Consider the following 23,074-nt stretch of genomic DNA (forward strand, 5'->3'; position numbering starts at 1 on the left):
GCCGACTTGCGGCATGGCGCGGCGGCCCTTACCTTGGGGCACCATGCTCGATGTGCTGAACAGATCCCGGGCGCGCCCGCTGGTTGCGCTGTTACTGGCGGTTCTTTTCGCGCACGCGATTCCTTCCCAGCCCATCTCGCTCGATCGCGGACGTGGTCCGGTATTCAGTGCGGCAACGGCGGAAGTCACGCTTCCTCCGAGGGAGGACAATTCCGGCATCGTCTGCACGGTAGCGCAGCCATGTCCGGACAAAACAGCTCCATTCACGAGTATTCTGACACCTAAGGCGAGCCTGCACGCGGGCCTGCAACAAAAGCCCTGGCCGGCGCATGGGCCCCGCGCACCTCCGCTGAAGCCGCCGCCACGTTCTCTGGCATCCCCACGGGAACCACCCCGCCTGATCTGAGCCGCCGCGTCCCCGTGGGGCGCCAATTCTGTTCAGACAGGACATCTTTACAATGACAACCGATATCGACGGCGGTGCCGTCACCGACCGCTTCGACCAGATCGAGGCGACCTTACTGCGTTATCCGGAAATCGACAGTACGGAGCTGGCCGATCTAAAACGCTGGTTCGACAAAGAGGCTTCGGCGCTCGAAGTCGCCAGCCTGGCCAGCAAGGAACGCTTGCGGCAGCAGTATAGCGATTTTCGATCCGCCCATATCGACAGGCTTGGATTGGTCGAAATGGTTCTGACCGTCTTGGCAGGAATCCTGCTGCTCGGCGGAATTACAATCGTGGCGATCGGCGCCTGATAATCCGAAGACGGGCGGTGCTTTTAAAGAAAGTGTCCGCCCGTCATTCCGGTTGCACGTCGTGCTTGTCCAGTTCGTCACCGCTGATCGTCACGACATGCAGAAGGTTTGTCGAACCGGGGGTGCCGAACGGGACGCCGGCCAGTGCGATCAGCTTGCTGCCCGCTTCCCCGAAGCCATGACGCAGCGCCATGCGCTTGCCCTTGGCGATCATCTCTTCGAAACTGCCAATGTCCTTGGTCGCGACGGCGTGGGCACCCCATAGCAGACCCAGGCGGCGCGCCGTCTTCATACTCGGTGTCAGCACGAGCATGGGCACACTGGGGCGTTCGCGCGCAACCCTGCGGGCGGTAGATCCCGAACCTGTGAAGACCGTTATCGCGCTAACTGCTACCGTATCGGCCACGGTCATGCAGGCATGCGCCAGTGCGTCGGCAGTTGTCCTGTCCGGTGGCGTGTCCAGAAACCGTACCCGCGCGAGATAGGCTTCATCGCCCTCTACCTGGCGTGCGATCTTGTGCATTATGGTGACCGCTTCTTCGGGCCAGTCGCCCGCAGCGGTTTCTGCGGAAAGCATGACGGCGTCGGCGCCGTCGTATACTGCATTGGCCACGTCGGAGACTTCTGCCCGGGTCGGGGCAGGGCTTTCGATCATGCTTTCCAGCATCTGTGTCGCCACGATCACCGGTTTACCCTTGAGGCGGGTGGCGTTCACGATCCGCTTCTGGAGAGGCGGGACTTCCTGCGGTTCGAGTTCGACCCCCAGATCGCCGCGAGCAACCATGATGCCGTCGCTCATGTCGATGATTTCGTCGAGCCGGCGAACGGCCATGGGCTTTTCGATCTTGGCGCACAGCGCGCCGTAACCACCCATCAGCTTACGGGCTTCGGCAAGGTCTTCCGGGCGCTGTACGAAGCTTAGGCCGATCCAGTCGACGCCCTGACTGACTGCAAAGGCAAGATCCTTGCGGTCCTTGTCGGTAAGGGCCGGGATCGGCACTTCGGCATCGGGTACATTGACGCCCTTGCGGTCCGAAATGACTCCTCCGACTTCTGCAGAACAGAGAATTTCATTCTCGTCGGCCCGGATCACTTTCAGGCGGATCTTGCCGTCATTGATCAGCAGGCGCTGGCCTTTCTCCAGCAGGCCGAACAGTTCTGGATGCGGCAGTTCGACGCGCGTCTCGTCGCCGGGCTCAGGATTGCGATCGAGCTTGAAATGCCCGGAATGGCGGATGACCGCCTGTCCGTCCTTGAACTTGCCTACGCGTAGCTTTGGACCCTGAAGGTCAGCGAGGATCGCGATCGGGCGCATGAACTGCTTTTCCATCGCGCGGATGGCTTCGATCGTCTTTGCATGATCGGCATGTTCGCCATGGCTCATGTTGACGCGAAACGCATCGACCCCGGCCTTGAACAGCCTGGCGAGCATTTCTGGCGAGCGGCTGGCAGGACCAACGGTGGCGAGAATCTTGACCTTGCGGCCGCGAGGATCGAGCTTGGGGGCGGAATTGGCCATGGGAATGGCCTATGGCACTGCTATGCGACAAAGCAAGGACGATAGAGACATGACTACGAATGCGCCCGATGCCCTCGATCAACTCGACGATGCCGTAGCGGCAGAGGCATTTCGGCGGCTGGTACGCCATCTTCGGCACCGTCACGATGCGCAGAATATCGAACTGATGGGCCTCGCCGGATTCTGCCGTAACTGTCTTGCCGACTGGATCCGCGATGCCGGGTTCGAAGGCGACAAACTGGCGGCGCGGGAGCTGATCCATGGAATGCCGATGGATGAATGGAAATCGACCCGCCAGGCCCCGGCGACGGAAGAACAGCTTGCCCGAATGGAGGCCAGCATTGCGAAAAATCGCGTGGAGTAGCGAGTCGCCGCCTTCACCACCGCCGACAGGCTGGCTATCGAGCCGCCAACCGATTCTCAAATTCTGGAGTTTTACAAGATGGCAGAAGCCACCGACGACCGCCTGCGCCTTCTGATCGAGCGCATCGAACGGCTTGAAGAAGAGAAGAAGGGCATCGCCGACGACATTCGCGACGTTTACGCGGAATCCAAGGCGGTCGGTTACGATACGAAGATCATGCGCCAGATCATTCGTCTGCGGAAGATGAAGCCGGACGAGCGCAGCGAGCAGGAAACCATTCTCGATACCTACAAGGCCGCGCTTGGCATGGGCTGACGCTTTGCTGCGGCGGGCTGTCGGAACACGGCGCCGCTTCAAGCTGTTGGTCGGGTGAAAGGAATTCACCCATGGCCAACACCCAGCCCGTCGATACTGCCTTCATCGAAGAAACACCTGAAGAACCGCGGATGCCGGGATCGGAAACCGATCTCGATCGCAAACCCCAATGGCAGCCGCGCTATCCCGGATCGGGAAGATTGAAAGGCAAGGTCGCCATCGTAACCGGTGGCGATAGCGGCATAGGGCGAGCAACCGCGGTGCTGTTCGCCCGAGAAGGGGCGAAGGTCGCGATCGCCTATCTCGAAGAGCACGACGACGCCCAAATTACGCGGGATGCATGCGAAAAGGAAGGCGCCGAAGTGCTCCTTTCCGCTGGCGACGTCGGCAATCCGGAACATTGCAAGGGACTGGTTCGGGCCGTCATCGAGAAATGGGGCCAACTGGACATTTTGGTCAACAATGCCGGCGAACAGCATCCGGACGACGACATAACCGATATCACGACCGAACAGCTACAGCGCACCTTTCAGACCAACATCTTTTCGATGTTCTACATGACGCAGGCCGCGCGTCCGCATCTGAAGAACGGGGCGGCGATCGTCAATTGTACCAGCGTAACGATGTATCAGGGTTCTGGCGGACTGCTGGATTACAGCGCCACGAAGGGGGCGATTACGGCGTTTACCCGGTCGTTGTCTGAAAATCTGGTCGGCGAGGGTATTCGCGTTAATGCAGTTGCACCGGGTCCGATCTGGACGCCGCTTAATCCCATGGGTGGGCAGCCGCCCGAAAATATGGACAGTTTCGGCGAAGACACGCCAATGGGCCGACCGGGCGAACCGAACGAAGTGGCGCCCGCCTTCCTGTTTCTTGCCTGTCGAGACAGCTCTTACATGTCAGGACAGGTTCTTCATCCCAACGGGGGCATTATCGTCAACGGTTGATCACCGTGTCAGCCGTCCTATGTTGGCAACACAGCAAGGAACAGGAGATCCGGATATGGCAGGCCCTTGGAAAGATGCTCGCGGCATCATCGTCACAACAACCCCGACTATCGAGGGCAAGCCCATCCAGGACTATCTCGGCATCGTCACCGGTGAAGTGATCGTCGGAGCCAATCTCTTCCGCGACCTGTTTGCCAATATTCGAGACATCGTGGGCGGCCGTTCCGGGAGTTACGAACGCATCCTGCGCGACGCACGAGAGCAGGCCATTCAGGAACTTCAGGCTGAATGCGGGGGCTTGGGCGGCAATGCCGTGGTCGGTATCGATCTCGATTATGAGGTAATCGGCGATACCGGTTCCATGCTGATGGTCAGTGCTAGCGGGACGGCCGTAAAGATCTAGGCGGCGCTTCCCGCCAGCAGCACCAGCGAAATGAACGCCCCGTTGTGAAGCATGTGCAGAAGGATGCTTGACCACAGCCCGTATCTGACCCGCAAATAGCCTAACATCGTGCCCGTCGCGAATTGCGGAAGCACCAGCGGCAAGGCCATGGCCATCTGACCGGGCTGGAAATTGAACAGGTGGACGCTGGCGAAACCCAGCGTGCTTAACCAGAAAAACAGCGGGAAAAAGCGTTTGAACCAACGCATGGCATCGCGTCGGCGCAGCAGGAAAACGAATGCGAGGGCCACAATAAGTCCCACCATCACGGCCCCAGCCATTCCGGCCCATGGATTAGCGAAGGTCCCGCCGCCGACGGCTGTGAAGATACCGGCCGCCAGCAAGCCGGCAGGAACGGCCAGAAGAATTCCAAGAACGTGGCCCGGGCGCCCCGATAACCAGCCGCGGAATAGAGTCTCTTCTACCAGAGGAGCGATCACGATTACCGCAAATATGATGGCCGGGCCGATTTCCATGCCCGCAAGCGCCGTTTCGGGCACGTCGATACCGGCCGACATCGCCGCTCCGGCGATCCCCAGAAGCACGCTCATTACGATCAGATCGAGGACGAACAGCCGAAGTACGGCGATAAGGCTCATGATTTTTGGCAAGGGGGCGCGGGCGGGCAATGTCGGGCGCTTCAGAAAGCGGGCGAATTGAACCCATTCGCTGCGCATCGAAATCGCAGGCGCAAGACTTGTCGTTCCGGCGTTCATGCGGCTAAGGCGACCCCCGAGAATCTCTGACGAGAAACGTCCCAACCAATCGAGCTACGAAGCGAAACCATGGCCGGTCATTCCAAATTCAAAAACATCATGCATCGCAAGGGCGCGCAGGACAAGAAGCGCAGCGCGATGTTTTCCAAGCTGTCCCGCGAAATCACGGTCGCGGCGAAGATGGGCATGCCCGATCCGGACATGAACCCCCGTCTGCGCCTGGCGGTCAACGCGGCGAAGGCGCAGTCCATGCCCAAGGACAACATCCAGCGCGCGATCGATAAGGCGAGCGCGCAGGACGGCGAGAACTACGAAGAAGTGCGTTACGAAGGCTATGGCCCGGGCGGCAGCGCGATTATCGTCGAAGCACTGACGGATAACCGCAACCGCACCGCGACCAACATCCGCACCGCCTTTTCCAAGAATGGCGGCAATCTTGGCACCGAGGGCAGCGTTGCCCACGGGTTCGAGCGCCTTGGCCTGATTTTCTACCCGGCCGAAGCAGGCAGCGAAGACAAGATCCTCGAAGCGGCGATGGAAGCCGGGGCGGAAGATATCGCGAGTTCGGATGACGGCCACGAAATCTGGACCGCGGCCGAAGATCTCCACCAGGTTGCCTCCGATCTCGAGAAATCGCTCGGGGAAGCGGAAACCGTCAAGCTGGCGTGGAAGCCGAACCTTACCGTCGACATGGATGAGAAGAATGCGTCCACCCTGCTCAAGCTGATCGACGCCCTCGACGACGATGACGATGTGCAGACCGTGTGGGGCAATTACGATATCTCCGATGAAGTGATGGAAAAGCTGGATTAAACCAGCCGTGCTCATCCTCGGTCTCGATCCCTCGCTCAGTTGCACGGGGTGGGGCGTGATCCGGTCCGAGGGCGCACGTATCACGCATATCGCCAACGGGCAGGTGCCGACCGATCCGAAAGCCAGCATGGCGCAGCGGCTGGGGCTGTTGCAGGCATCGCTCGCGGAAGTGATTGCCGTCCACCAGCCCGGCCGGGCGGCGGCGGAAGAAATCTACGTCAACAAAAATGCACAAACGACGCTTAAGCTGGCGCAGGCGCGGGGGGCTGTGCTGGCGACGTGCGGAACGGCGGGGCTGGCGGTCAACGAGCATGCTGCGCGCTTGGTGAAGAAGGCGGTGGTGGGCACCGGCGCAGCGGAGAAGGCGCAGGTGCAGGCGATGGTCAAGGTCTTGTTACCAGGCGTAAAAATCGCGGGAGCGGACGCGGCCGATGCGCTGGCGGTGGCCATTGCGGACGCCCATTTGACGAGGACGTTATGACGATCGAATTTTATGGCATCCCCAATTGCGATACGGTCAAGAAGGCCCGAAAATGGCTCGATGGGCAAGAAATTCCCTATGTTTTTCATGACTATAAGAAAGAGGGTGCCGATCCGGAAAAGCTGCGGGAATGGATCGGGGCCAGGGGCGTGGATACCATCCTGAACCGCCGGGGGACGACCTGGCGCAAGCTGGCGGACGCGGAGAAGGCCGATATCGACGAGACGAAAGCGGTAGGTTTGCTTGAGGCCAATCCCAGCATGATCAAGCGGCCCGTGGTCGAATATGCCGGCGGCCTGCTGGTCGGGTTCGACGAAACCGAATGGGCCGCTGCCCTCAAGTAACGACCGGCCGGGCACCATACGGTTGGCGATATGCATGTTAATCGAGCGTTTGATCTGCGCCGAACATCCCTGCCGAACAGTACGAAACGGCCACGAACAGGAGCTTTGTCGACCATGATCCGTGCGATCTTCGCCCATTGGCCTGCGCTTCGATCGATCGCGCTCCTTGCCGTGCTGTTGACGGCGCTGCCGCTGCAGGCTTCCGACTTCATCGTGATCGCGCATCGCGGCGCCAGCGGCGAACGGCCGGAGCATACGCTGGCCGCTTATGAGCGCGCGATCGATCAGGGGGCGGATTATATCGAACCCGATCTGGTGGTGACCAAGGACATGGTGCTGGTCGCGCGCCATGAAAACGAATTGTCGGACACGACCGATGTCGCCGCCCATGAGGAATTTGCCGACCGCAAGCGATCCAAGACCATCGACGGGCGATTGGTGAGCGGCTGGTTCGCCGAAGATTTCACCCTGGCCGAGCTGCGCACCCTGCGCGCGAAGGAACGCCTGCCGAGCCTGCGGACGAAGAATGCGCAGTTCGATAGTCTCTATGCCATTCCCACCTTTGCCGAGATCCTGCAGCTGGTGGAGGCCAAGGAAGCCGAGACGGGCAGGCGCGTCGGCATCTATCCCGAACTCAAGCATCCCGATTTCCTGCTGCAGCAGGGTTTCGACACGGTGGACCTGCTGGTCACCGCCTTGCGCCAGGCCGATCTCGACGATGCGGAGGATGCGGTCTTCATCCAGAGCTTCGAGGTGGGCACGCTGCGCCGCCTCAACACGATGGTCGAGGTGCCGCTGGTGCTGCTGGTGACGCCGGGTAGCGGCCCGGCGGACGAACCGGCCCTGTCCTATGAAGAAATGCTGACACCTGCCGGGCTGGCGGAAGTGGCCAAATATGCCGATGCCATCGGGGCCGACCTGCGGCTGGTATTCAACGCGGACGGGACCTCGACCGGGCTGGCAGAAAAGGTGCACGGGGCAGGCCTGAAGCTGCATGGCTGGACGCTGCGCAAGGAAAACGCCTTCCTGCCGCCAGCACTGCGTCGCGGCAGTGCGGAGAATGCGGCAGGCGACGTGCCGGCGATGGTCGCACTGCTGAGGGCGGCCGGGCTCGATGGCGTTTTCACCGACGATCCCGGACTGGTGGTTCCGGCCATGAATGCAGGCGACTGATCGACGTCAGGCAGCCATCGCGGGACTTTGCCGAGCCTATCGGTACCGCGCCGTGACCAGATAGTTGAGCGAGAGATCGGCCGAAAGGTGGAGGCCCTTGTCGGGCCGGAAGGAAATGCCGCGCGGTTCGCCCATCTCCAGCCCGGCATCGTCCAGCAGCGCGCCCAGTTCTTCCGGCGTGATGAAATCGTCCCAGTGATGCGTGCCTTTGGGGATCAAGCCGAGGCCTTCTGCCGCACCGATCATCAGCAACCGCGACTGCGGCGTGCGGTTCGGTGTGGACAGGACCATCAGCCCGTCGGATGCCAGCCTGCCCGCGAGCGCGGCGATGAAGGCGGGTTTGTCCGCGACATGTTCGATCACTTCCATCGCCGTGACCAGATCGAAGGTGCCGATGTCGAGTGAGCCGACTTCACCCGCGATGTAGCGGATATCGAGACCGGCACCATCGGCGTGGACGGCTGCCGCAGCGGTGTTTTCCGGCGCGGCATCGACGCCGGTTACATCTGCCCCGAGTCGCGCCATGGGTTCGCACAGGAGGCCCGCACCGCAACCCACATCGAGCGCGGTCTTGCCCGCGAGGGGATGACGCTGAGAAATATCGCCGTCCCAATGCATATCCACGCATTCGCGCAGGAAGGCGAGCCGGACCGGGTTGAGGCGGTGAAGCATGGCGGAAGACCCCTTCGGGTCCCACCAGTCCTTGGCCAGCTTGCCGAAATGGGCGGCTTCATCGGGGCGGATCGTTTGGCCGCCCGAAGTATTGCTTCGCGGTTGCGTGGTTGCATCACTCATGCGCTCTGGCTAGCAGCCGTTACCCAGCTATTCCAGCACGGAGACCTCCTCGCTTGGCCCGTATCGTGATGAAATTCGGCGGAACCTCCATGGCGGGGACCGAGCGCATCCGGCGCGTGGCCAATATCGTGCGCAAACAGCAGGCGCGCGGACACGAGGTCGCGGTGGTCGTTTCGGCCATGGCGGGCGAGACAGACCGACTGGTGAATTTCTGCCGCGAGGCGAATGCGCTGTACGATCCGGCGGAATACGACGTGGTGGTCGCGAGCGGCGAGCAGGTGACCAGCGGCCTTCTGGCGCTGACGCTGCAATCGCTGGGCAGCCAGGCGCGAAGCTGGCTCGGCTGGCAATTGCCGATCCGCACGATCGAGGCCCACGCCAAGGCGCGCATCGACGAGATCGATGGCGATGCGCTGATCGCCAGCATGGAAGCGGGCGAGATCGCCGTGATCCCGGGATTCCAGGGCGTGGGCGACGATGGCCGCATCACCACGCTGGGACGCGGCGGTTCGGACACCTCGGCCGTGGCCGTGGCAGCGGCGATCAAGGCCGATCGCTGCGATATCTATACCGACGTCGACGGCGTCTATACGACCGACCCGCGCATCGTCGCCAAGGCGAGGAAGCAGAAGGCGGTCACTTACGAAGAAATGCTCGAGCTCGCGAGCGTGGGGGCCAAGGTGCTCCAGACGCGTTCGGTCGGGCTTGCCATGAAAGAGGGCGTGCGGGTGCAGGTCCTTTCCAGCTTCGTCGGCGAGGATGCCATCCCTGCCGACGACCTTCCGGGTACGATGATCGTGTCGGAAGAAGAAATGAACGAACTGGTGGAGAAGGGCGATATGGAACGCCAGCACGTGACCGGCATCGCGCATGACAAGAACGAGGCCAAGGTGATCCTTACCCGCGTGCCCGACAAGCCGGGGGCGGTGGCGCATATCTTCGAACCGCTGGCGGCGGCGTCCATCAATGTGGACATGATCATCCAGAACGTGGGCCGCGACAAGGGCGAGACCGACGTGACCTTCACCGTGCCGCAGACCGATCTGGCACGCGCGCAGGCGCTGCTGGAAGACAAGCGCGAGGACATCGGCTTCAACCGCCTGATCACCGACAGCAAGATCGCCAAGATTTCCGTGGTCGGGGTGGGGATGAAGAGCCATGCAGGCGTCGCCAGCACCATGTTCCGCGCGCTGTCGGATCGCGGGATCAACATTCAGGCGATCTCCACCAGCGAAATCAAGATCAGCGTGATGATCGACGAGGACGAGACCGAACTGGCGGTCCGGGTCCTCCACACCGCCTACGGGCTGGATGCGGTGGACGAGGCCGTCGCGTGATCCGGCGCGTCGCAACCGCGATTGCAAGCGTGCTGGTGGCGGTGGGTCTGGTCTATCTGGCCTATGAGGCCGGGGTTGTCATCGGTCTGGGAGCGACGCGCACATGAGCCATACCGCGAAAATCCTGCTGCTCGGTTCGGGCGAGCTGGGCCGCGAATTCGTCATTTCGGCAAAGAGGCTGGGTGCCTATGTGGTGGCATGCGATGCCTATGACGATGCGCCGGCCATGCAATTGGCCGATGCGCGCGAGGTGTTCTCCATGCTCGACGGCGAAAAGCTGCGCGAAGCGGCAGAGAAGCACCGGCCCGACTATATCGTCCCCGAGATCGAGGCGATCCGCACATCCGTGCTGGCCGAACTGGAGGACGAGGGCTTTACCATCGTCCCGTCGGCCCGCGCGGCGCAACTGACGATGAACCGCGATGCGATCCGCGATCTTGCGGCGCATGAGCTGGGCCTCGTCACGTCGAAATATCACTATGCCAAGAACCTCGAAGAGGTGAAGGCGGCGGCGCAGCACACCGGCTTTCCTTGCGTGATCAAGCCGGTCATGTCCTCGTCCGGCAAGGGCCAGTCGACCGTGCGCGACGAGGCCGGGCTGGAGGCGGCATGGGATTATGCCCACGCCAACATGCGCGGCGACCGGCAGCGCGTGATCGTCGAGCAGTTCGTGGATTTCGATTACGAGATCACCCTGCTGACAGTTCGCCACAGGGACGGCGTGACCTTCTGCCCGCCCATCGGCCACCGGCAGGAGCGCGGCGATTACCAGGAAAGCTGGCAGCCGACGCCGATGTCGGATCAGGCCATCGCCAAGGCGCAGGAAATGGCGCGGACCGTGGTGGACGATCTGGGCGGTTATGGCCTGTTCGGGGTCGAGTTCTTCGTGAAGGGCGAAGAGGTCATCTTTTCCGAGCTGTCCCCCCGGCCGCACGATACCGGCATGGTCACGCTGGTGAGCCAGAACCTGACCGAATTCGACCTGCACGCCCGCGCCGTGCTGGGCCTGCCCGTTCCGGCCGATCTGCGCGCCCGCCCGGCGGCAAGCGCCGTGATCCTGGCCGAGCGCGATTCGAAGAGCCTGTCCTACGAAGGGCTGGCGGAAGCGATGGCCGATGGAGCGGACCTGCGGATTTTCGCCAAGCCCGACAGCCGACCCTATCGGCGGATGGGCGTGGCCCTGGCGACGGCTGGCGATACCGACGAAGCCCGGCGCAAGGCGCGCGAAGCGGCACACAAGGTGCGGATCGTCTACGGCGACTGATCAGCCGAAGAAGGCGTCGATGGCGAAGCAGGTTGCGATGCCGACGACCACGTTCATCGGCAGGCCGATCTTCACGAAGTCCATGAACCGGTAGTTCGCCGCGCCGTAAACGAGCGTGTTGGTCTGATATCCGATGGGCGTTGCGAAGCTGGCGCTGGCGCCGAGCATGACCGCGACCACCAGTTCGCGCGCATCGGCGCCCGTCACCCCGGCAAGGCCGATGGCGATGGGCGTCAGAATGACCGCGACGGCATTGTTGGTCACGCTTTCGGTCAGCAGGCTGGTCAGGGCGTAGATCGCAATCAGCAGCAGCAGCGGCGACGCATTGGCGAAGACCGGTTCGAGGGTCGCCACGATCAGTTCGACCGTACCGGCATTGTCCAGCCCGACGCCGAAGGCGAGCATGCCGAAGATGAGCACCAGCGTATTTCCGTCGATCGCCGACCACGCTTCTTCCGGTTCGAGGCAGCGCGTCGCCAGCACAAGACCTGCACCGATCAGGGCCAGCGCCTGGATCGGCCAGGAAAAGATCGCCGCGAGCAGGACGACCGCGGCCAGCGTGCCGATGGCGATCGGGGCGCGGGCGCGGCGGAAGGCGCGGGTCGGCGCCTGTGTCACCGTGCCGAGCATGACGTTGTTCTGCAGCGCCTGCACGGCATCGGCACCGGCTGCGATCAGCAGGCGATCGCCAGCCCTCACGCGCACTTCGGCAAGTTCCGGACCGGCGATATGGCGCGGACGCGACAGGCCCAGCACGCGCACCTTGAGCTTGGCAAGCATGGGAATTTCCGCAAGCCGCCGCCCGATGATGGGGTGGGAGCTGGAAACGACCGCTTCGATCAGGGACAGGTCGGCGGGACGCCCGCTGCCCGCCGTATCGACGCCGCCGCCCACGCCGGTAAGGCCGGTGCGGAAATCGAAGGCTTCCGCCAGCGAAGCGAGTTCGGCGGGACTGGCCCCGACCACCAGCTGGTCGCCCACGCCGAGGATATGTTCGCCGATATCCTTGCGGATCACCTCGCCCCCGGCCTTGATGCCGATGATCTTCACGCCGGGGCGGCGCACCAGCTTGGTCGATCCGAGTTCCTGGCCGATAAGCGGGCTGTTTTCGGAAACGACGAGGTGGGAGAGGTAGAAATCGCTTTCCGTATCATCGTCGAGCGCGCGCTGCGGGCGATCGGGCAGCAACCGGGGCCCGGCAAGCACGAGATAGGCGGTGCCTGCCAGCGCCGCGACGAGACCCACGCCGGTGATTTCGAACATGCCGAACGGAGCGAGCCCCTGTTCGCGCGCGACGCCATCGACGAGGAGATTGGTCGAGGTGCCGATCAGCGTGAGCGTGCCCCCCAGGATCGAGAGGTAGGAAAGCGGGATCAGCAGGCGCGTGGCCGCGGTTCCGAGCGAGCGGGCGAGGCGTTTGACCACCGGGATCATCACCAGAACGACCGGCGTGTTGTTCATGAAGGCCGAGGCCGCAATGGTGCCGAAGCCGATTTCCGCCAGCGCCAGCCGGGGCTTGCGCCGGGTGCGGCGGATGATCCAGCCCGACACTTCTTCCAGCGTGCCCGTGCGCAGCAGCGCGCCCGACAGCACGAACATCGCCGCGATGGTGATGGGCGCGGGGTTCGAGAACACGCCGAGCAGTTCGTCGGTGGAAATGAACCCCAGCAACAGCATGATCAGCGCGCCGAGCGTGGCCACGACCACCGGCGGCAGACGTTCCACCACGAAGCCGGCGAACAGGAGGAAAAGGAGTATCAGCCCGATGAGCGGGTGATAAGCGGCGACCGAATCAGGTAGAAGCGATGGCATTCAAATGTCGGCTACAGTAAAAGTACGGGATGCCTAGTTAAATCGAATGAGTGCATGTGCTTGCTAGGATTGCGGGGTGGGCTTAAGCGATCTCATCATGAACAGTTACTCCAAGACTTCGCGTTTGATGCAGCGCGGTTGCGATTTTCTCGGCAGCGAAACCGCCATTCTGTGCGGGGCGATGAGCTGGGTGTCCGAACGCAATCTCGTCTCTGCCATTTCGAACGCCGGCGGGTTCGGCGTGATCGCCTGCGGGGCGATGACGCCCGATCTGCTCGACACCGAAATCGCCGAAACCCGCAAGCTGACCGACCGCCCGTTCGGCGTGAACCTCATCACCATGCACCCGCAGCTCTTCGACCTCATCGCCGTGTGCGAAAAGCACGCCGTGGGCCATGTGGTGCTGGCCGGGGGCATTCCGCCCAAGGGCAGTGTCGAAGCGATCAAGGGCGGGCAGAACCCCGCCAAGGTGATCTGTTTCGCGCCGACGCTGGCTCTCGCCAAAAAGCTGCTGCGCTCCGGCGCGGACGCGCTGGTGATCGAAGGCATGGAAGCGGGCGGCCATATCGGCCCTGTCTCCACGAGCGTCCTGGCGCAGGAAATGCTGCCCGAACTTGCCGAAGACCATCTCATCTTCGTCGCCGGCGGGATCGGCCGCGGCCAGGCGATCGCCGGCTATCTGGAAATGGGCGCGGCGGGCGTCCAGCTGGGCACGCGCTTCGCCTGCGCCACCGAAAGCATCGCGCATCCCAACTTCAAGAAGGCTTTCTTCCGCGCCAGCGCGCGCGATGCCATCACCAGCGTGCAGGTCGACCCGAGGCTGCCGGTGATCCCGGTGCGCGCGCTCAAGAACAAGGGTACGGACGAGTTCACCCGCAAGCAGATCGAGGTGGCAGGCGTGCTCGACCGCGAGGAAATCGCGATGGCCGAAGCGCAGCTCCAGATCGAACATTACTGGGCCGGTGCGCTGCGCCGCGCCGTGATCGATGGCGATGTGGAGAACGGCAGCCTCATGGCGGGCCAGTCGGTCGGCATGCTGAAGGAAGAAGAGCCGGTGGCCGTCATCATCGAAAAGCTGATGAGCCAGAGCGAGGAAGCGCTCGCGCGCCGGTGAGATGACGATTCATCGCCTCGATCTCGATATAGCGATTTATCGCGATCGGGTGCAGGTGACGCATCGCCCCACCGACACGTTCGTAGACCAGCGCGCGGAATATGCGTTCTCTTCGGACAGTTCCGTAGTCGCCAACCCGCGCTATCTGGAGGACACGATCGTGCGTGGGATCCGGCAGGTCATCGCGACCGGCGGCTTTTCGTTGCGCGATCCGATCGCGCGGGTGGTCAGCTGCGAATCCCCGCTGGGCGAGGCCGACATGGAGGTCGTGCGGACCGCGCTGATCGAAGCGGGCATGCGCAAGGTGGTGTTCGAATTCGACGGATGAATTCCTGATTGTCGCGCCCCAAGCGCATAGCGCTTGCACCGACCCACAATGGCAGGACATGGAAACGGGATGTCCGAGCCCCTAGTCCTGACCCTGTCCTGTGCCGATCGCCCGGGCATCACCGCGCGCGTCACGTCGTTCCTGTTCGAACGCGGCGGCAACATTCTCGAAGCGCAGCAGTTCAACGACCGGTCGAGCGATGCCTTCTTCATGCGGGTCGAGTTCGATCCGGGCGAGGCTTCGCGCGAAATGATTCGGACAGAGTTCGCACCGATTGCCGCCGAACACGCGATGGATTGGGAGCTTGCGCTGCGCGACCGGCCGCGGCGGGTGCTCATCATGGTCAGCAAGTTCGATCACTGCCTGGCCGACCTGCTATACCGCTGGCGGATCGGCGAATTGCCGATAGAGCCCGTGGCGATCATCTCAAATCATCCGCGCGCGGCAATCGAGCATACGCATCTGGGGGGCATCCCTTTCCATCACCTCCCCGTGACGAGCGGCGAGAAAAGCGCGCAGGAGGCAAAGGTGCGCGCAATCGCCGAAGAGAGTGGGGCCGAGCTGGTCGTGCTGGCGCGGTACATGCAGATCCTGTCCGACGAACAGGCCGCGCATTTCAGCGGGCGGTGCATCAACATCCATCACAGTTTCCTGCCCGGCTTCAAGGGCGCAAAGCCTTATCACCAGGCATACGAGCGCGGGGTCAAGATGATCGGCGCGAGCGCGCATTACGTCACTGCCGACCTCGATGAAGGACCGATCATCCATCAGGACGTCGAGCCTATCAGCCATGCGGACACGCCCGATCAGCTGGTGCGCAAGGGTCGCGATATCGAAAGCCGGGTTCTGGCTGAAGCCGTCCGTCTGCATCTCGAAGACCGCGTTCTGCTCAACGGCCAGCGCACGGTCGTCTTCAGGAGCTGAGCAACGCCTTCCAGGGCGCCAAACGCGGATCGTCGCTGGCAAGGGGATCCCATACCGTGGCCATGCGTGCGCGCGCTTCGTATTCGGGAACGCCGTTTTCGAGGTCCAGCAAGTAGAAAAACGCCGTCGCCCGCCAGTTCATGATGCAATGCACATGAACCGGGCCCTTCGTATCGGCCAGCACGCGTGCCAGTTCGGCGACATGTTCGCGCCGCGGCGCATCGAAGGGAACCGGAATGTGCGAATAGCCGATCCCTTCGGCTGCCAGCTTTTCCGCTTCATCGGGTAACGCTTCGGGGTGATCGTCGAGCGCCAGATTCACGACGTGACGCACGCCCAGGGCCGCCAGTCTGGCGGGATCACCGGCCTCCAACCTGCCGGAAGTGGTGATCGCGTCCGAACGCCTGCGCCAGTTTCTGATATCGGACGGATCGCCCATGCCTACTGCGCGGCGGTGCGGGTTTTGGCGCGCTGGGCTTCCATGGCCTTGTCCTCGTTGGCGCGCTTGATCACATACTGACGGATTGCCTCGACCTCGCTCTCCGACAGGGATTTGGCGAAGCTGGCCATGCCGTTTCCTTCCAGTGCCCCGCCATGGACGATCTGAACCCAGGCCTTCTGATTGTCCAGCGCACCCGAACGCCGCAAGTCGGGAAGCTCGGTCGATCCAACCGCACCGGGAGCATGGCACACGGCGCAATAGCGCGCATATTTGGTGCGGCCGAGTTCTATCGTAGCTGCAGTGGCGCGCGAAGGTGGCGGATCGAGCGGGGTCAGGGCAAAGTCCGGCTCTGCCGGCAATTGCTCTTTGCCCCCGAGCTTGAACACGAGAAGCCGGCTTATGTTGCGAACCGGGCGCATGTTGTCGATCAGTTCCCCGTCGACCGACAGAGCGAAAGCACCGCCCCATCCGGCGAGGACTGCGACATACTGCTCGCCATCAACCGAATAGGTGATGGGCGGGGCGACAACGCCCGTCTGCGCGGCGAAACGCCACAAACGATCCCCGGTCGCGGAATTATAGGCGGCGAAGTCGCTGCCCGAATTGCCCTGGAATACGAGCCCGCCACCTGTCGCCAGAACGCCGCCGTTCCATGGCCCGGGATGTTCGACCGTCCAGCGCGGCTTCTGCGCTACCGGATCCCAGGCGACGAGCCGCCCCTTGATCGTTCCCTGCACTTCGCGCCTGATACCCAGATCGGGCGGCAGATCGCCCGCGCCCAGATCGTAGCCGATGTTGAAACCGCGGGCCCTGTCGGGTTTCCAGTTCGCTTCGGGGGAATAGAGCATCGCCGCTTCGAATGCGGGAATGTACACGAGGTTTTCGCCCGGGTCGTAAGCCATGGGATGCCAGTTATGCCCGCCAAGCGGCCCCGGCATGACCAGCGCCGGTTTGCCGGTGATGTCGATGCGCGTTTCCGGGTTCATCTGCGGCCGGCCGTCGGCGCTCATCCCGGTCGACCAGTTGAGCGGGATATAGGGTTCGGCGGAAATGAATTCGCCCGTGGCGCGGTCGAGAACGTAGAAATAGCCGTTCTTCGGCGCCTGCATCAGCACCTTTCGATCCCGCCCGCCGATCTTCATGTCGGCCAGGATGATGTGCTGGGTCGCAGTGAAATCCCACGTTTCCCCCGGTGTCGTCTGGTAGTGCCAGACATATTCGCCGGTATCGGGCCGGATGGCGACGATACTGGACAGATAGAGGTTGTCGCCTTCGCCGGTGCCGTCGGCGCCGGGGCTGCGATAGGCGCGGTTCCACGGGCTGCCATTGCCAACCCCGATATAGAGCAGATCGAGATCCGGATCATAGGCCATGGAATCCCACACGGTCCCGCCGCCGCCGATCCCGTCTTCGCCCGAAAGCGCATCGCCGCTCCAGGTTGACTGAGCTGCCTTCAGATATTCGGGCGCGTCATCGCCATCGTCGCCCGGCACAGTGTAAAAACGCCAGAGCTCGTGACCGTCCTTCGCATCATAGGCCGCAATATAGCCGCGTACGCCGAATTCGGCGCCGCCATTGCCGATCAGCACCTTGCCATCGATCACGCGCGGGGCGCCGGTTATGGTGTAGCTTTTGGACTGATCGACGGTGACCTTTTCCCAGACGACTTTGCCGGTATTGCGATCGAGTGCGATAAGCCGCCCGTCCAGCGTGCCGAGAAAAAGCGTGTCCCCCCAGGCGGCGAGCCCGCGATTGACCACATCGCAGCAAGCCTTCACGCCGGTTTCGCCGGGTACTTCGGGATCGTAGCTCCACAATGCCTTCCCGGTCGCGGCATCGAAGGCGAAGACCTTGCTCCATGCGCTGGTGACGTAGAGTTTGCCGTCCATCACCAACGGGGTCGCTTCCTGCCCGCGGGCCGTGTCCATGTCGGCAAACCAGGCAAGGCCGAGCCCGGAGACGTTTTCGCGGTTTATCTGGTCGAGAGGCGAAAAGCGCTGTTCGGCATATGTGCCGCCATGCGTAATCCAGTTCGCCGGATCGTCGGCCGCATTTATCAGCCTTATATTGTCTATGCCGCCTGCCGGTTCTTCGGCCGCGCCCACACTGCATCCCGACAAGACGCCCGCAAACCCCAGCGCGGCCAGCGCCGCCCAACCGATCCCTCGCATCGCTCTCTCCCCCGGCGACATTTGCGTCGCTCTATGCAACCTATCTTGCCTCTCCAGCGAAAGCTTGTCCATACGCTGGCTAGCTGCAACAGTGCCGGACTGACGGGACAGAGGAGAGACGAACGATGTGCGACCAAGAAATGCTGGCCCGCTGGGGACGGCAGGCGATGACGCGGCGCGGTTTCGGGGCGGGCGCGATGGCAGCGGGGGCCGTGGCCTGTGCACCTGTAGAGCGGGCAGCCGAAAGTTCGGCCGCGCAGAACAGGAGCGGACGCAAGGTCACTTTCGCAACACCTGCCGGCACGATGGATGGCGAATTCTTTCATCCCGCCAGCGGCATGCACCCTGCCGTAATCCTGTGGCCCGATATCGCCGGCATTCGCCCGGCCAAGCGGCAGATGGCACAGCGGCTGGCCGGTGAGGGTTACGCGGTTCTGCTGGCCAACCCGTACTATCGCGACGTTGCCGGGCAGCAGTTTGAAGATTTTGCAAGTTTTGCCGCCAATGGCGGTTTCGACAGGGTCAAACCCTGGCGCAGCAAGTTCACACCGGCGACAATCCAGACCGATGCGCGCGCCTGCGCCGAGTGGCTTCTGGAACAGCCCGAAGTCGATACCGATCGCGGGATCGGAACGCAGGGCTATTGCATGACGGGCAGCTTCGCCGTGGTCGCACCGTCGGCAGACGACCACATCCAGGCGGGCGCCAGTTTCCATGGGGGCGGACTGGTGCGCGAAGACGGGCCGAGCCCGCACACCATGCTGCGCGCCGATGCGCATTACCTAATCGCCATAGCGCAGGATGACGATGCCCAGGCGCCGGGCGCAAAGACCGCGCTTCGCAATGCGGCGACTGCTGCCGGGTGCGAGGCCGAGATAGAAGTCTATCCCGCCGACCACGGATGGTGCGTGCCGGATTCCACTGCCTATGACCGCGAGCAGGCGGAACGGGCATGGGCCAGATTGCTTCGCCTGTATTCCGCCGCGCTTTGATGCGCCTTTCGGTCGCTCTTGCTGCTCTGGTGCTGGCGACACCACTGGCAGCGCAGGAGTTCGAACCCGATTGCGCCGCGGCCGAGGAATTTCTCGGCAAGGCCGTTGAGCAAGGCCGCACCGTCGGTGCATCCGTGCTGATATGGCAAGGCAGCGAGGAGGCCTGCTTCGCGGCTTCCGGCGATGCTGTTCGCGAAGAGGGGAAGGCGTTTTCCCGGGATACGCTGGTGCAGGTGTTTTCGATGACGAAACCCGTCACCGGCGTCGCGCTGATGCAATTGTGGGAGAAGGGCGCATTCGGCCTCGACGATCCGCTGCATTGGTACCTGCCTGAATATCAGGCGACCCGCGTTCTGACGGGCGAGGGCGAAGATGGCAGCGCCATCGTGGCACAGCCCAGACGCGCCATCACAGTGCGCGACGTGCTGCGCCATACGGCCGGTTTCAGCTACGGCCCGGGCGGCGAGCCGCAGAATGCTGCCGATCGCACATGGCAGGAGCTGGACCCGCTGAGCGCCGACAATACCCTGGCGCAGTTTTCGCAGAAGCTGGCGCAGGTTCCCCTGCTCTACGAACCGGGCACGCATTGGAGTTATTCCGCCGGGGTCGATGTGCAGGCCCGGCTGGTCGAAGTCCTCTCCGGCCAGCCGTTCGACAGCTATGTGAAGCAGCATATCTTCGACCCGCTGGGCATGGCCGACAGCGGCTGGAAGCGCGATGAGGCGGACCTGGCCCGGCTCGCCCGCATTTACATCGCGCAGGATGACGGCACGCTGGAACCCATGCCGCGCGATGAATGGCTGAAGGCCAATTTCATGGGCAAGCCGATGACGATGGGCGGATCGGGCATCGTCACCACGGTCGACGATTACATGCGGTTTGCGCGCATGCTGCTGGGCGAGGGGGAACTGGATGGTGTGCGCATACTCGAACCTGCCACGGTGCAGCTTATGGCGACCGATCACCTGGACCCGCGCATCGGGCCCGAAAACCGCAGCTGGCTGGTCGGCAAGGGGAACGGCGGTTTCGGTTTCGACTTTTTCGTCCGCACCGGACCGCCGCTCGATGCCGAGGAAAACCGCGGCACGACCGGCGAATTCTTCTGGGACGGGCTGCCGTCCATGCTGTTCTGGGTCGATCCGGTGCAGGACATGGCCGTGGTGTTCGCGACCCAGAAAATCGATTTCGACGGCACGCTGCACCACGATATTCGCGACGCCATCTATGGTGCCGATTACATCGGGGCGAAGTAGCAGCGCCGCTTTCGCTTGCCGCCAGTCCTGCGTTCGCTACGATACCCCCCGAATAGAGGAGGGTTTCCAACATGGGCGGTACGCTCGTTCTGGCGCTGATTGTTCTGGTCGCGATACTGTTCCTGATGATGGGCGTGCGCGTGGTGAAGCAGGGGTATGTCTACACGGTCGAGAGGTTGGGCAAATACACACTTGCCGCCGATCCCGGCCTGCATCTGATCATCCCCTTCATCGACCGCGTGGGGCACAAGATCAACATGATGGAACAGGTGCTCGACATTCCCGGGCAGGAGATCATCACCAAGGACAACGCCATGGTCGGCGTGGATGCGGTGGTGTTCTTTCAGGTACTGGACGCGGGGAAGGCCGCCTATGAAGTGTCGGGCCTGCACAATGCAATCCTGGCGCTGACGACCACCAATCTGCGCACGGTGATGGGTTCGATGGACCTAGACGAAACACTTTCGAAGCGCGACGAGATCAATGCCCGTCTGCTGAGCGTAGTGGATCATGCCACCTCGCCCTGGGGCATCAAGATCACCCGCGTCGAGATCAAGGACATCCGTCCGCCGATGGATATTTCCGAAGCCATGGCGCGCCAGATGAAGGCGGAACGGCTCAAGCGTGCGGAAATCCTCGAGGCGGAAGGCGACAAGACCAGTTCGATTCTTCGCGCAGAAGGCCGCAAGCAGTCGGCCATCCTCGAGGCGGAAGGCAAGCGCGAGGCACAGTTCCGCGATGCCGAGGCCCGCGAACGCGCAGCCGAAGCCGAAGCGCGCGCAACCGAGATGGTGTCGAACGCGATCGCATCGTCGGGCAATCAGGCGATCAATTACTTCGTCGCCCAGGAATATACCAAGGCGGTCGGCAAGTTCGCCGATAGTCCCAATGCCAAGACGATCCTGTTTCCCGTCGAGGCGACCCAGCTCATCGGCTCGCTCGGCGGGATCGGTGAACTGATGCGGGGCGCCTTCGACAAGGCGGAGGGACCGGCCGACACGGGCACACCGATCGCCGAACCGCGCGACCGCGCCCCGGTACGCCGGCCCAGCGTTCCCCCGTCCAGGAACGGATAGAGGCGGGGCCATGGACGGCATCGAAACATACTGGATATGGCTGATCGTGGGACTGGCCCTGGCCGCGCTCGAGATGATCGTGCCCGGGGTCTATCTGATCTGGATGGCGATGGCGGCACTGGCGATCGCCGCGCTGGCTTTCGTTTCCGGGCCGCCGCTCGCGATGCAGATCATCGCCTGGGTATCGCTGTCGCTGATCTTTGCCTTTTCCGCCAAGCGCTGGCTGCGCGATCGGCCCATCATCTCCTCCGACCCGCTGCTGAACAATCGGACCGGCAGGCTGGTGGGGGAAACCGCACTGGTGACGAAAGTGATCGAAAGCGGCTCGGGCCGGGTCAAGGTGGGAGACGGCGAATGGAACGCGCGCGGCAGCGATGCCGATATCGGCACGCGCGTACGCATCATCGGGAGCAGGGGCTCGGATCTGCTGGTGGAGCCGGTCGCCTTGCTCGACGGCAGCGCGGCGAAAGACGCCTGATCTAGACGCTCGCCCGTTCGTTGAAGCGGCCGTGCTTGCGGTACTGCACCATCCATTTGTCGAGGAACAGGCTTAGCGGCCGCGGCGAAATGCCGAACTTGTCGAAGCCGGGGTGGTCGCCCGAAACGACATTGCCGGATTTCAACAGTTCCCACTGGTCGCTCCCCATAGGAGTGCCGGGCAGGGCCGCGAAAATCGCCGAAATCGCATCGGGCATCGGCAGGAAGCTGCGATCGCGGTATTGCGCCTCTGCGATCGCGCGATTGATGTCCATCATGGAAAGCTGTTCCGGACCGCCGAGCTCGTAGATCTTGCCGCCGAAAACATCGGGTTGCTCGAGCGCACGGACGGCGGCTTCGGCCACGTCGTCCACATAGACCGGCTGCAGTTTGGCATCCGGAGCGAAAACGGGCAGCACCGGAAGGTTCGAAATCAGACCTGCAAACATGTTGATGAACTTGTCGTCCTTGCCGAACACGATGCTGGGGCGAAGGATGGTCGCTTTCGGAAAGGCCGCAAGAACCTGTTTTTCGCCCAGCCGCTTGGCTGCTGCATATTCGATTTCGGCATCTTCGTCCGGTTCGGGCGCAATCGCGCTGACATGTACGAAGGCGCGGGCGCCTGTGCTTGCGGCGGCTTCGGCCATCCAGCCTGGCGCATCGCCCATCAGGCGGCGCAGATTGCCATCGAACGCACCGATCAGGTTCACGACCGCGTCGGCCCCGGAGATGCTACGCTCTACTGACGTGCGATCTGCCGCATTGCAGCGCGCAAACTGGATCTGGCCGAGATTGGCGAGGGGCTTCAGCTTGAAAGCCTTGTCGGGATTACGACTGGCGATGCGGACGCGCGCGCCACGTTCGAGCAGGGCCTGGGCAACGTAATTGCCGAGAAAACCGCTGCCACCCATCAGCACTACCAGCTTGCCGTTCAACGCGCCGCTTTTCGCCATGGTATTCGCCTGTATCCTCGAAGGTGGAATCGTTGCTGCGCCCCTAGCCCCAACCTTCGCTGTGCCGCAAGCGTTCCGACATGTGCGAAAGCCATTGACAGAGGAGGGCGCCCTTCGCTAGTGGCCCGCGCCTACCCGCAGCCGTGCTTCGAAGACCGGCTTTGCGACAAGTGTGCCCAGATGGCGGAATTGGTAGACGCACCGTCTTCAGGTGGCGGCGCTCGCAAGGGCGTGGAGGTTCGAGTCCTCTTCTGGGCACCATTTGTT

General features: G+C 62.9%; 25 protein-coding genes and 1 tRNA gene. 19 read left to right on the forward strand and 7 right to left on the reverse strand.

What is annotated here, in order from left to right:
- Positions 1-458 precede the first annotated feature (458 nt).
- Positions 459-755 carry a hypothetical protein gene (locus KYK83_RS13295; RefSeq protein ID WP_221597069.1) on the forward strand — a complete coding sequence of 99 codons (297 nt, stop codon included), beginning with the start codon at positions 459-461 and terminating at the stop codon, positions 753-755.
- 43 nt (positions 756-798) lie between these two features.
- Here KYK83_RS13295 and pyk read toward each other — a convergent pair whose 3' ends face one another.
- Positions 799-2,274 carry a pyruvate kinase gene (gene pyk, locus KYK83_RS13300; RefSeq protein ID WP_196847513.1) on the reverse strand — a complete coding sequence of 492 codons (1,476 nt, stop codon included), beginning with the start codon at positions 2,272-2,274 and terminating at the stop codon, positions 799-801.
- Positions 2,275-2,323: 49 nt separating this feature from the next.
- Between pyk and KYK83_RS13305 the strand changes: the two genes are divergently transcribed.
- From KYK83_RS13305 to KYK83_RS13320, 4 genes are all read left to right on the forward strand, one after another.
- Complete coding sequence (locus KYK83_RS13305) at positions 2,324-2,638, forward strand: DUF1244 domain-containing protein (RefSeq protein ID WP_103023094.1); 315 nt, start codon at positions 2,324-2,326, stop codon at positions 2,636-2,638.
- Between the two features lie 78 nt (positions 2,639-2,716).
- On the forward strand, positions 2,717-2,953 hold the full coding sequence (locus KYK83_RS13310) for a DUF2312 domain-containing protein (RefSeq protein WP_050601763.1): 237 nt from the start codon (positions 2,717-2,719) through the stop codon (positions 2,951-2,953).
- A 71-nt stretch (positions 2,954-3,024) separates the two neighbouring features.
- Positions 3,025-3,900 (forward strand): SDR family oxidoreductase, encoded by an 876-nt coding sequence (locus KYK83_RS13315; RefSeq protein ID WP_222828583.1) that lies wholly within the window; start codon positions 3,025-3,027, stop codon positions 3,898-3,900.
- A gap of 55 nt (positions 3,901-3,955) precedes the next feature.
- Positions 3,956-4,303 (forward strand): heavy metal-binding domain-containing protein, encoded by a 348-nt coding sequence (locus KYK83_RS13320; protein ID WP_248284460.1) that lies wholly within the window; start codon positions 3,956-3,958, stop codon positions 4,301-4,303.
- Here the strand turns inward: KYK83_RS13320 and KYK83_RS13325 are convergent.
- On the reverse strand, positions 4,300-5,058 hold the full coding sequence (locus KYK83_RS13325; protein WP_222828584.1) for a CPBP family glutamic-type intramembrane protease: 759 nt from the start codon (positions 5,056-5,058) through the stop codon (positions 4,300-4,302). The two genes, KYK83_RS13320 and KYK83_RS13325, sit on opposite strands and share 4 nt — an antisense overlap.
- 69 nt (positions 5,059-5,127) lie before the next feature.
- Here KYK83_RS13325 and KYK83_RS13330 point away from each other — a divergent pair, with 69 nt between their 5' ends.
- The 4 genes from KYK83_RS13330 (at position 5,128) to KYK83_RS13345 (ending at position 7,869) form a co-directional block, all read left to right on the forward strand.
- On the forward strand, positions 5,128-5,871 hold the full coding sequence (locus KYK83_RS13330) for a YebC/PmpR family DNA-binding transcriptional regulator (RefSeq protein ID WP_103023026.1): 744 nt from the start codon (positions 5,128-5,130) through the stop codon (positions 5,869-5,871).
- 7 nt (positions 5,872-5,878) lie between these two features.
- Positions 5,879-6,352: a crossover junction endodeoxyribonuclease RuvC gene (gene ruvC / locus KYK83_RS13335; protein WP_103023027.1), complete on the forward strand. Its 474-nt coding sequence runs from the start codon at positions 5,879-5,881 to the stop codon at positions 6,350-6,352.
- Complete coding sequence (locus tag KYK83_RS13340; protein ID WP_222828585.1) at positions 6,349-6,696, forward strand: arsenate reductase; 348 nt, start codon at positions 6,349-6,351, stop codon at positions 6,694-6,696. The genes ruvC and KYK83_RS13340 overlap by 4 nt, the downstream gene beginning before the upstream one ends.
- 114 nt (positions 6,697-6,810) lie before the next feature.
- Positions 6,811-7,869, forward strand: a complete 1,059-nt coding sequence (locus KYK83_RS13345; RefSeq protein ID WP_222828586.1) for a glycerophosphodiester phosphodiesterase family protein — start codon at positions 6,811-6,813, stop codon at positions 7,867-7,869.
- 36 nt (positions 7,870-7,905) lie between these two features.
- Here KYK83_RS13345 and ubiG read toward each other — a convergent pair whose 3' ends face one another.
- Positions 7,906-8,664, reverse strand: a complete 759-nt coding sequence (ubiG, locus tag KYK83_RS13350) for a bifunctional 2-polyprenyl-6-hydroxyphenol methylase/3-demethylubiquinol 3-O-methyltransferase UbiG (RefSeq protein ID WP_222828587.1) — start codon at positions 8,662-8,664, stop codon at positions 7,906-7,908.
- Between the two features lie 53 nt (positions 8,665-8,717).
- Here ubiG and KYK83_RS13355 point away from each other — a divergent pair, with 53 nt between their 5' ends.
- Positions 8,718-10,001, forward strand: coding sequence for an aspartate kinase (locus KYK83_RS13355; protein ID WP_234036483.1), 1,284 nt, complete (start codon positions 8,718-8,720; stop codon positions 9,999-10,001).
- Positions 10,002-10,104: 103 nt separating this feature from the next.
- A complete protein-coding gene (gene purT, locus KYK83_RS13360; RefSeq protein WP_221597085.1) occupies positions 10,105-11,265 on the forward strand; it encodes a formate-dependent phosphoribosylglycinamide formyltransferase in 1,161 nt (386 codons plus the stop codon).
- On the opposite strand, the gene KYK83_RS13365 is transcribed toward purT, so the two are convergent.
- Positions 11,266-13,077 carry an SLC13 family permease gene (locus KYK83_RS13365; protein WP_222828588.1) on the reverse strand — a complete coding sequence of 604 codons (1,812 nt, stop codon included), beginning with the start codon at positions 13,075-13,077 and terminating at the stop codon, positions 11,266-11,268.
- Between the two features lie 97 nt (positions 13,078-13,174).
- Between KYK83_RS13365 and KYK83_RS13370 the strand changes: the two genes are divergently transcribed.
- The 3 genes from KYK83_RS13370 to purU all read left to right on the forward strand — a co-directional run bounded on the left by KYK83_RS13370 (position 13,175) and on the right by purU (position 15,443).
- A complete protein-coding gene (locus KYK83_RS13370; RefSeq protein ID WP_222828589.1) occupies positions 13,175-14,191 on the forward strand; it encodes an NAD(P)H-dependent flavin oxidoreductase in 1,017 nt (338 codons plus the stop codon).
- 1 nt (position 14,192) lies between these two features.
- Positions 14,193-14,519: a hypothetical protein gene (locus tag KYK83_RS13375; RefSeq protein ID WP_103023034.1), complete on the forward strand. Its 327-nt coding sequence runs from the start codon at positions 14,193-14,195 to the stop codon at positions 14,517-14,519.
- A gap of 69 nt (positions 14,520-14,588) precedes the next feature.
- Positions 14,589-15,443, forward strand: coding sequence for a formyltetrahydrofolate deformylase (gene purU, locus KYK83_RS13380; RefSeq protein WP_222828590.1), 855 nt, complete (start codon positions 14,589-14,591; stop codon positions 15,441-15,443).
- On the opposite strand, the gene KYK83_RS13385 is transcribed toward purU, so the two are convergent.
- Both KYK83_RS13385 and KYK83_RS13390 read right to left on the reverse strand, forming a co-directional pair.
- On the reverse strand, positions 15,433-15,882 hold the full coding sequence (locus KYK83_RS13385; RefSeq protein WP_222828591.1) for a protein tyrosine phosphatase family protein: 450 nt from the start codon (positions 15,880-15,882) through the stop codon (positions 15,433-15,435). The genes purU and KYK83_RS13385 overlap by 11 nt on opposite strands.
- A 2-nt stretch (positions 15,883-15,884) precedes the next feature.
- Positions 15,885-18,056, reverse strand: a complete 2,172-nt coding sequence (locus KYK83_RS13390; protein ID WP_222828592.1) for a PQQ-dependent dehydrogenase, methanol/ethanol family — start codon at positions 18,054-18,056, stop codon at positions 15,885-15,887.
- 125 nt (positions 18,057-18,181) lie between these two features.
- Here KYK83_RS13390 and KYK83_RS13395 point away from each other — a divergent pair, with 125 nt between their 5' ends.
- The 4 genes from KYK83_RS13395 (at position 18,182) to KYK83_RS13410 (ending at position 21,855) form a co-directional block, all read left to right on the forward strand.
- Positions 18,182-19,048 carry a dienelactone hydrolase family protein gene (locus tag KYK83_RS13395; protein ID WP_222828593.1) on the forward strand — a complete coding sequence of 289 codons (867 nt, stop codon included), beginning with the start codon at positions 18,182-18,184 and terminating at the stop codon, positions 19,046-19,048.
- Positions 19,009-20,301 carry a serine hydrolase domain-containing protein gene (locus KYK83_RS13400; protein ID WP_248284461.1) on the forward strand — a complete coding sequence of 431 codons (1,293 nt, stop codon included), beginning with the start codon at positions 19,009-19,011 and terminating at the stop codon, positions 20,299-20,301. The genes KYK83_RS13395 and KYK83_RS13400 overlap by 40 nt, the downstream gene beginning before the upstream one ends.
- A 71-nt stretch (positions 20,302-20,372) precedes the next feature.
- Positions 20,373-21,377, forward strand: a complete 1,005-nt coding sequence (locus KYK83_RS13405) for an SPFH domain-containing protein (RefSeq protein WP_103023040.1) — start codon at positions 20,373-20,375, stop codon at positions 21,375-21,377.
- Between the two features lie 10 nt (positions 21,378-21,387).
- On the forward strand, positions 21,388-21,855 hold the full coding sequence (locus KYK83_RS13410) for an NfeD family protein (protein WP_222828594.1): 468 nt from the start codon (positions 21,388-21,390) through the stop codon (positions 21,853-21,855).
- A 1-nt stretch (position 21,856) separates the two neighbouring features.
- On the opposite strand, the gene KYK83_RS13415 is transcribed toward KYK83_RS13410, so the two are convergent.
- Positions 21,857-22,807 (reverse strand): complex I NDUFA9 subunit family protein, encoded by a 951-nt coding sequence (locus KYK83_RS13415; protein ID WP_222828595.1) that lies wholly within the window; start codon positions 22,805-22,807, stop codon positions 21,857-21,859.
- Positions 22,808-22,981: 174 nt separating this feature from the next.
- On the opposite strand from KYK83_RS13415, the gene KYK83_RS13420 reads away from it, so the two are divergent.
- Positions 22,982-23,068 (forward strand) — tRNA-Leu (locus KYK83_RS13420).
- Positions 23,069-23,074: the final 6 nt, after the last annotated feature.

This window comes from Qipengyuania pacifica (assembly GCF_019857205.1).
Classification (GTDB): domain Bacteria; phylum Pseudomonadota; class Alphaproteobacteria; order Sphingomonadales; family Sphingomonadaceae; genus Qipengyuania; species Qipengyuania pacifica.

Bases quoted from the DNA above. Each gene is read 5' to 3' on its own strand.
- KYK83_RS13295 (WP_221597069.1), top strand. From the start codon at position 459: ATGACAACCGATATCGACGGCGGTGCCGTCACCGACCGCTTCGACCAG.
- pyk (WP_196847513.1), bottom strand. From the start codon at position 2,274: ATGGCCAATTCCGCCCCCAAGCTCGATCCTCGCGGCCGCAAGGTCAAG.
- KYK83_RS13305 (WP_103023094.1), top strand. From the start codon at position 2,324: ATGACTACGAATGCGCCCGATGCCCTCGATCAACTCGACGATGCCGTA.
- KYK83_RS13310 (WP_050601763.1), top strand. From the start codon at position 2,717: ATGGCAGAAGCCACCGACGACCGCCTGCGCCTTCTGATCGAGCGCATC.
- KYK83_RS13315 (WP_222828583.1), top strand. From the start codon at position 3,025: ATGGCCAACACCCAGCCCGTCGATACTGCCTTCATCGAAGAAACACCT.
- KYK83_RS13320 (WP_248284460.1), top strand. From the start codon at position 3,956: ATGGCAGGCCCTTGGAAAGATGCTCGCGGCATCATCGTCACAACAACC.
- KYK83_RS13325 (WP_222828584.1), bottom strand. From the start codon at position 5,058: ATGAACGCCGGAACGACAAGTCTTGCGCCTGCGATTTCGATGCGCAGC.
- KYK83_RS13330 (WP_103023026.1), top strand. From the start codon at position 5,128: ATGGCCGGTCATTCCAAATTCAAAAACATCATGCATCGCAAGGGCGCG.
- KYK83_RS13340 (WP_222828585.1), top strand. From the start codon at position 6,349: ATGACGATCGAATTTTATGGCATCCCCAATTGCGATACGGTCAAGAAG.
- KYK83_RS13345 (WP_222828586.1), top strand. From the start codon at position 6,811: ATGATCCGTGCGATCTTCGCCCATTGGCCTGCGCTTCGATCGATCGCG.
- ubiG (WP_222828587.1), bottom strand. From the start codon at position 8,664: ATGAGTGATGCAACCACGCAACCGCGAAGCAATACTTCGGGCGGCCAA.
- purT (WP_221597085.1), top strand. From the start codon at position 10,105: ATGAGCCATACCGCGAAAATCCTGCTGCTCGGTTCGGGCGAGCTGGGC.
- KYK83_RS13365 (WP_222828588.1), bottom strand. From the start codon at position 13,077: ATGCCATCGCTTCTACCTGATTCGGTCGCCGCTTATCACCCGCTCATC.
- KYK83_RS13370 (WP_222828589.1), top strand. From the start codon at position 13,175: ATGAACAGTTACTCCAAGACTTCGCGTTTGATGCAGCGCGGTTGCGAT.
- KYK83_RS13375 (WP_103023034.1), top strand. From the start codon at position 14,193: ATGACGATTCATCGCCTCGATCTCGATATAGCGATTTATCGCGATCGG.
- purU (WP_222828590.1), top strand. From the start codon at position 14,589: ATGTCCGAGCCCCTAGTCCTGACCCTGTCCTGTGCCGATCGCCCGGGC.
- KYK83_RS13385 (WP_222828591.1), bottom strand. From the start codon at position 15,882: ATGGGCGATCCGTCCGATATCAGAAACTGGCGCAGGCGTTCGGACGCG.
- KYK83_RS13390 (WP_222828592.1), bottom strand. From the start codon at position 18,056: ATGCGAGGGATCGGTTGGGCGGCGCTGGCCGCGCTGGGGTTTGCGGGC.
- KYK83_RS13395 (WP_222828593.1), top strand. From the start codon at position 18,182: ATGTGCGACCAAGAAATGCTGGCCCGCTGGGGACGGCAGGCGATGACG.
- KYK83_RS13400 (WP_248284461.1), top strand. From the start codon at position 19,009: ATGGGCCAGATTGCTTCGCCTGTATTCCGCCGCGCTTTGATGCGCCTT.
- KYK83_RS13405 (WP_103023040.1), top strand. From the start codon at position 20,373: ATGGGCGGTACGCTCGTTCTGGCGCTGATTGTTCTGGTCGCGATACTG.
- KYK83_RS13410 (WP_222828594.1), top strand. From the start codon at position 21,388: ATGGACGGCATCGAAACATACTGGATATGGCTGATCGTGGGACTGGCC.
- KYK83_RS13415 (WP_222828595.1), bottom strand. From the start codon at position 22,807: ATGGCGAAAAGCGGCGCGTTGAACGGCAAGCTGGTAGTGCTGATGGGT.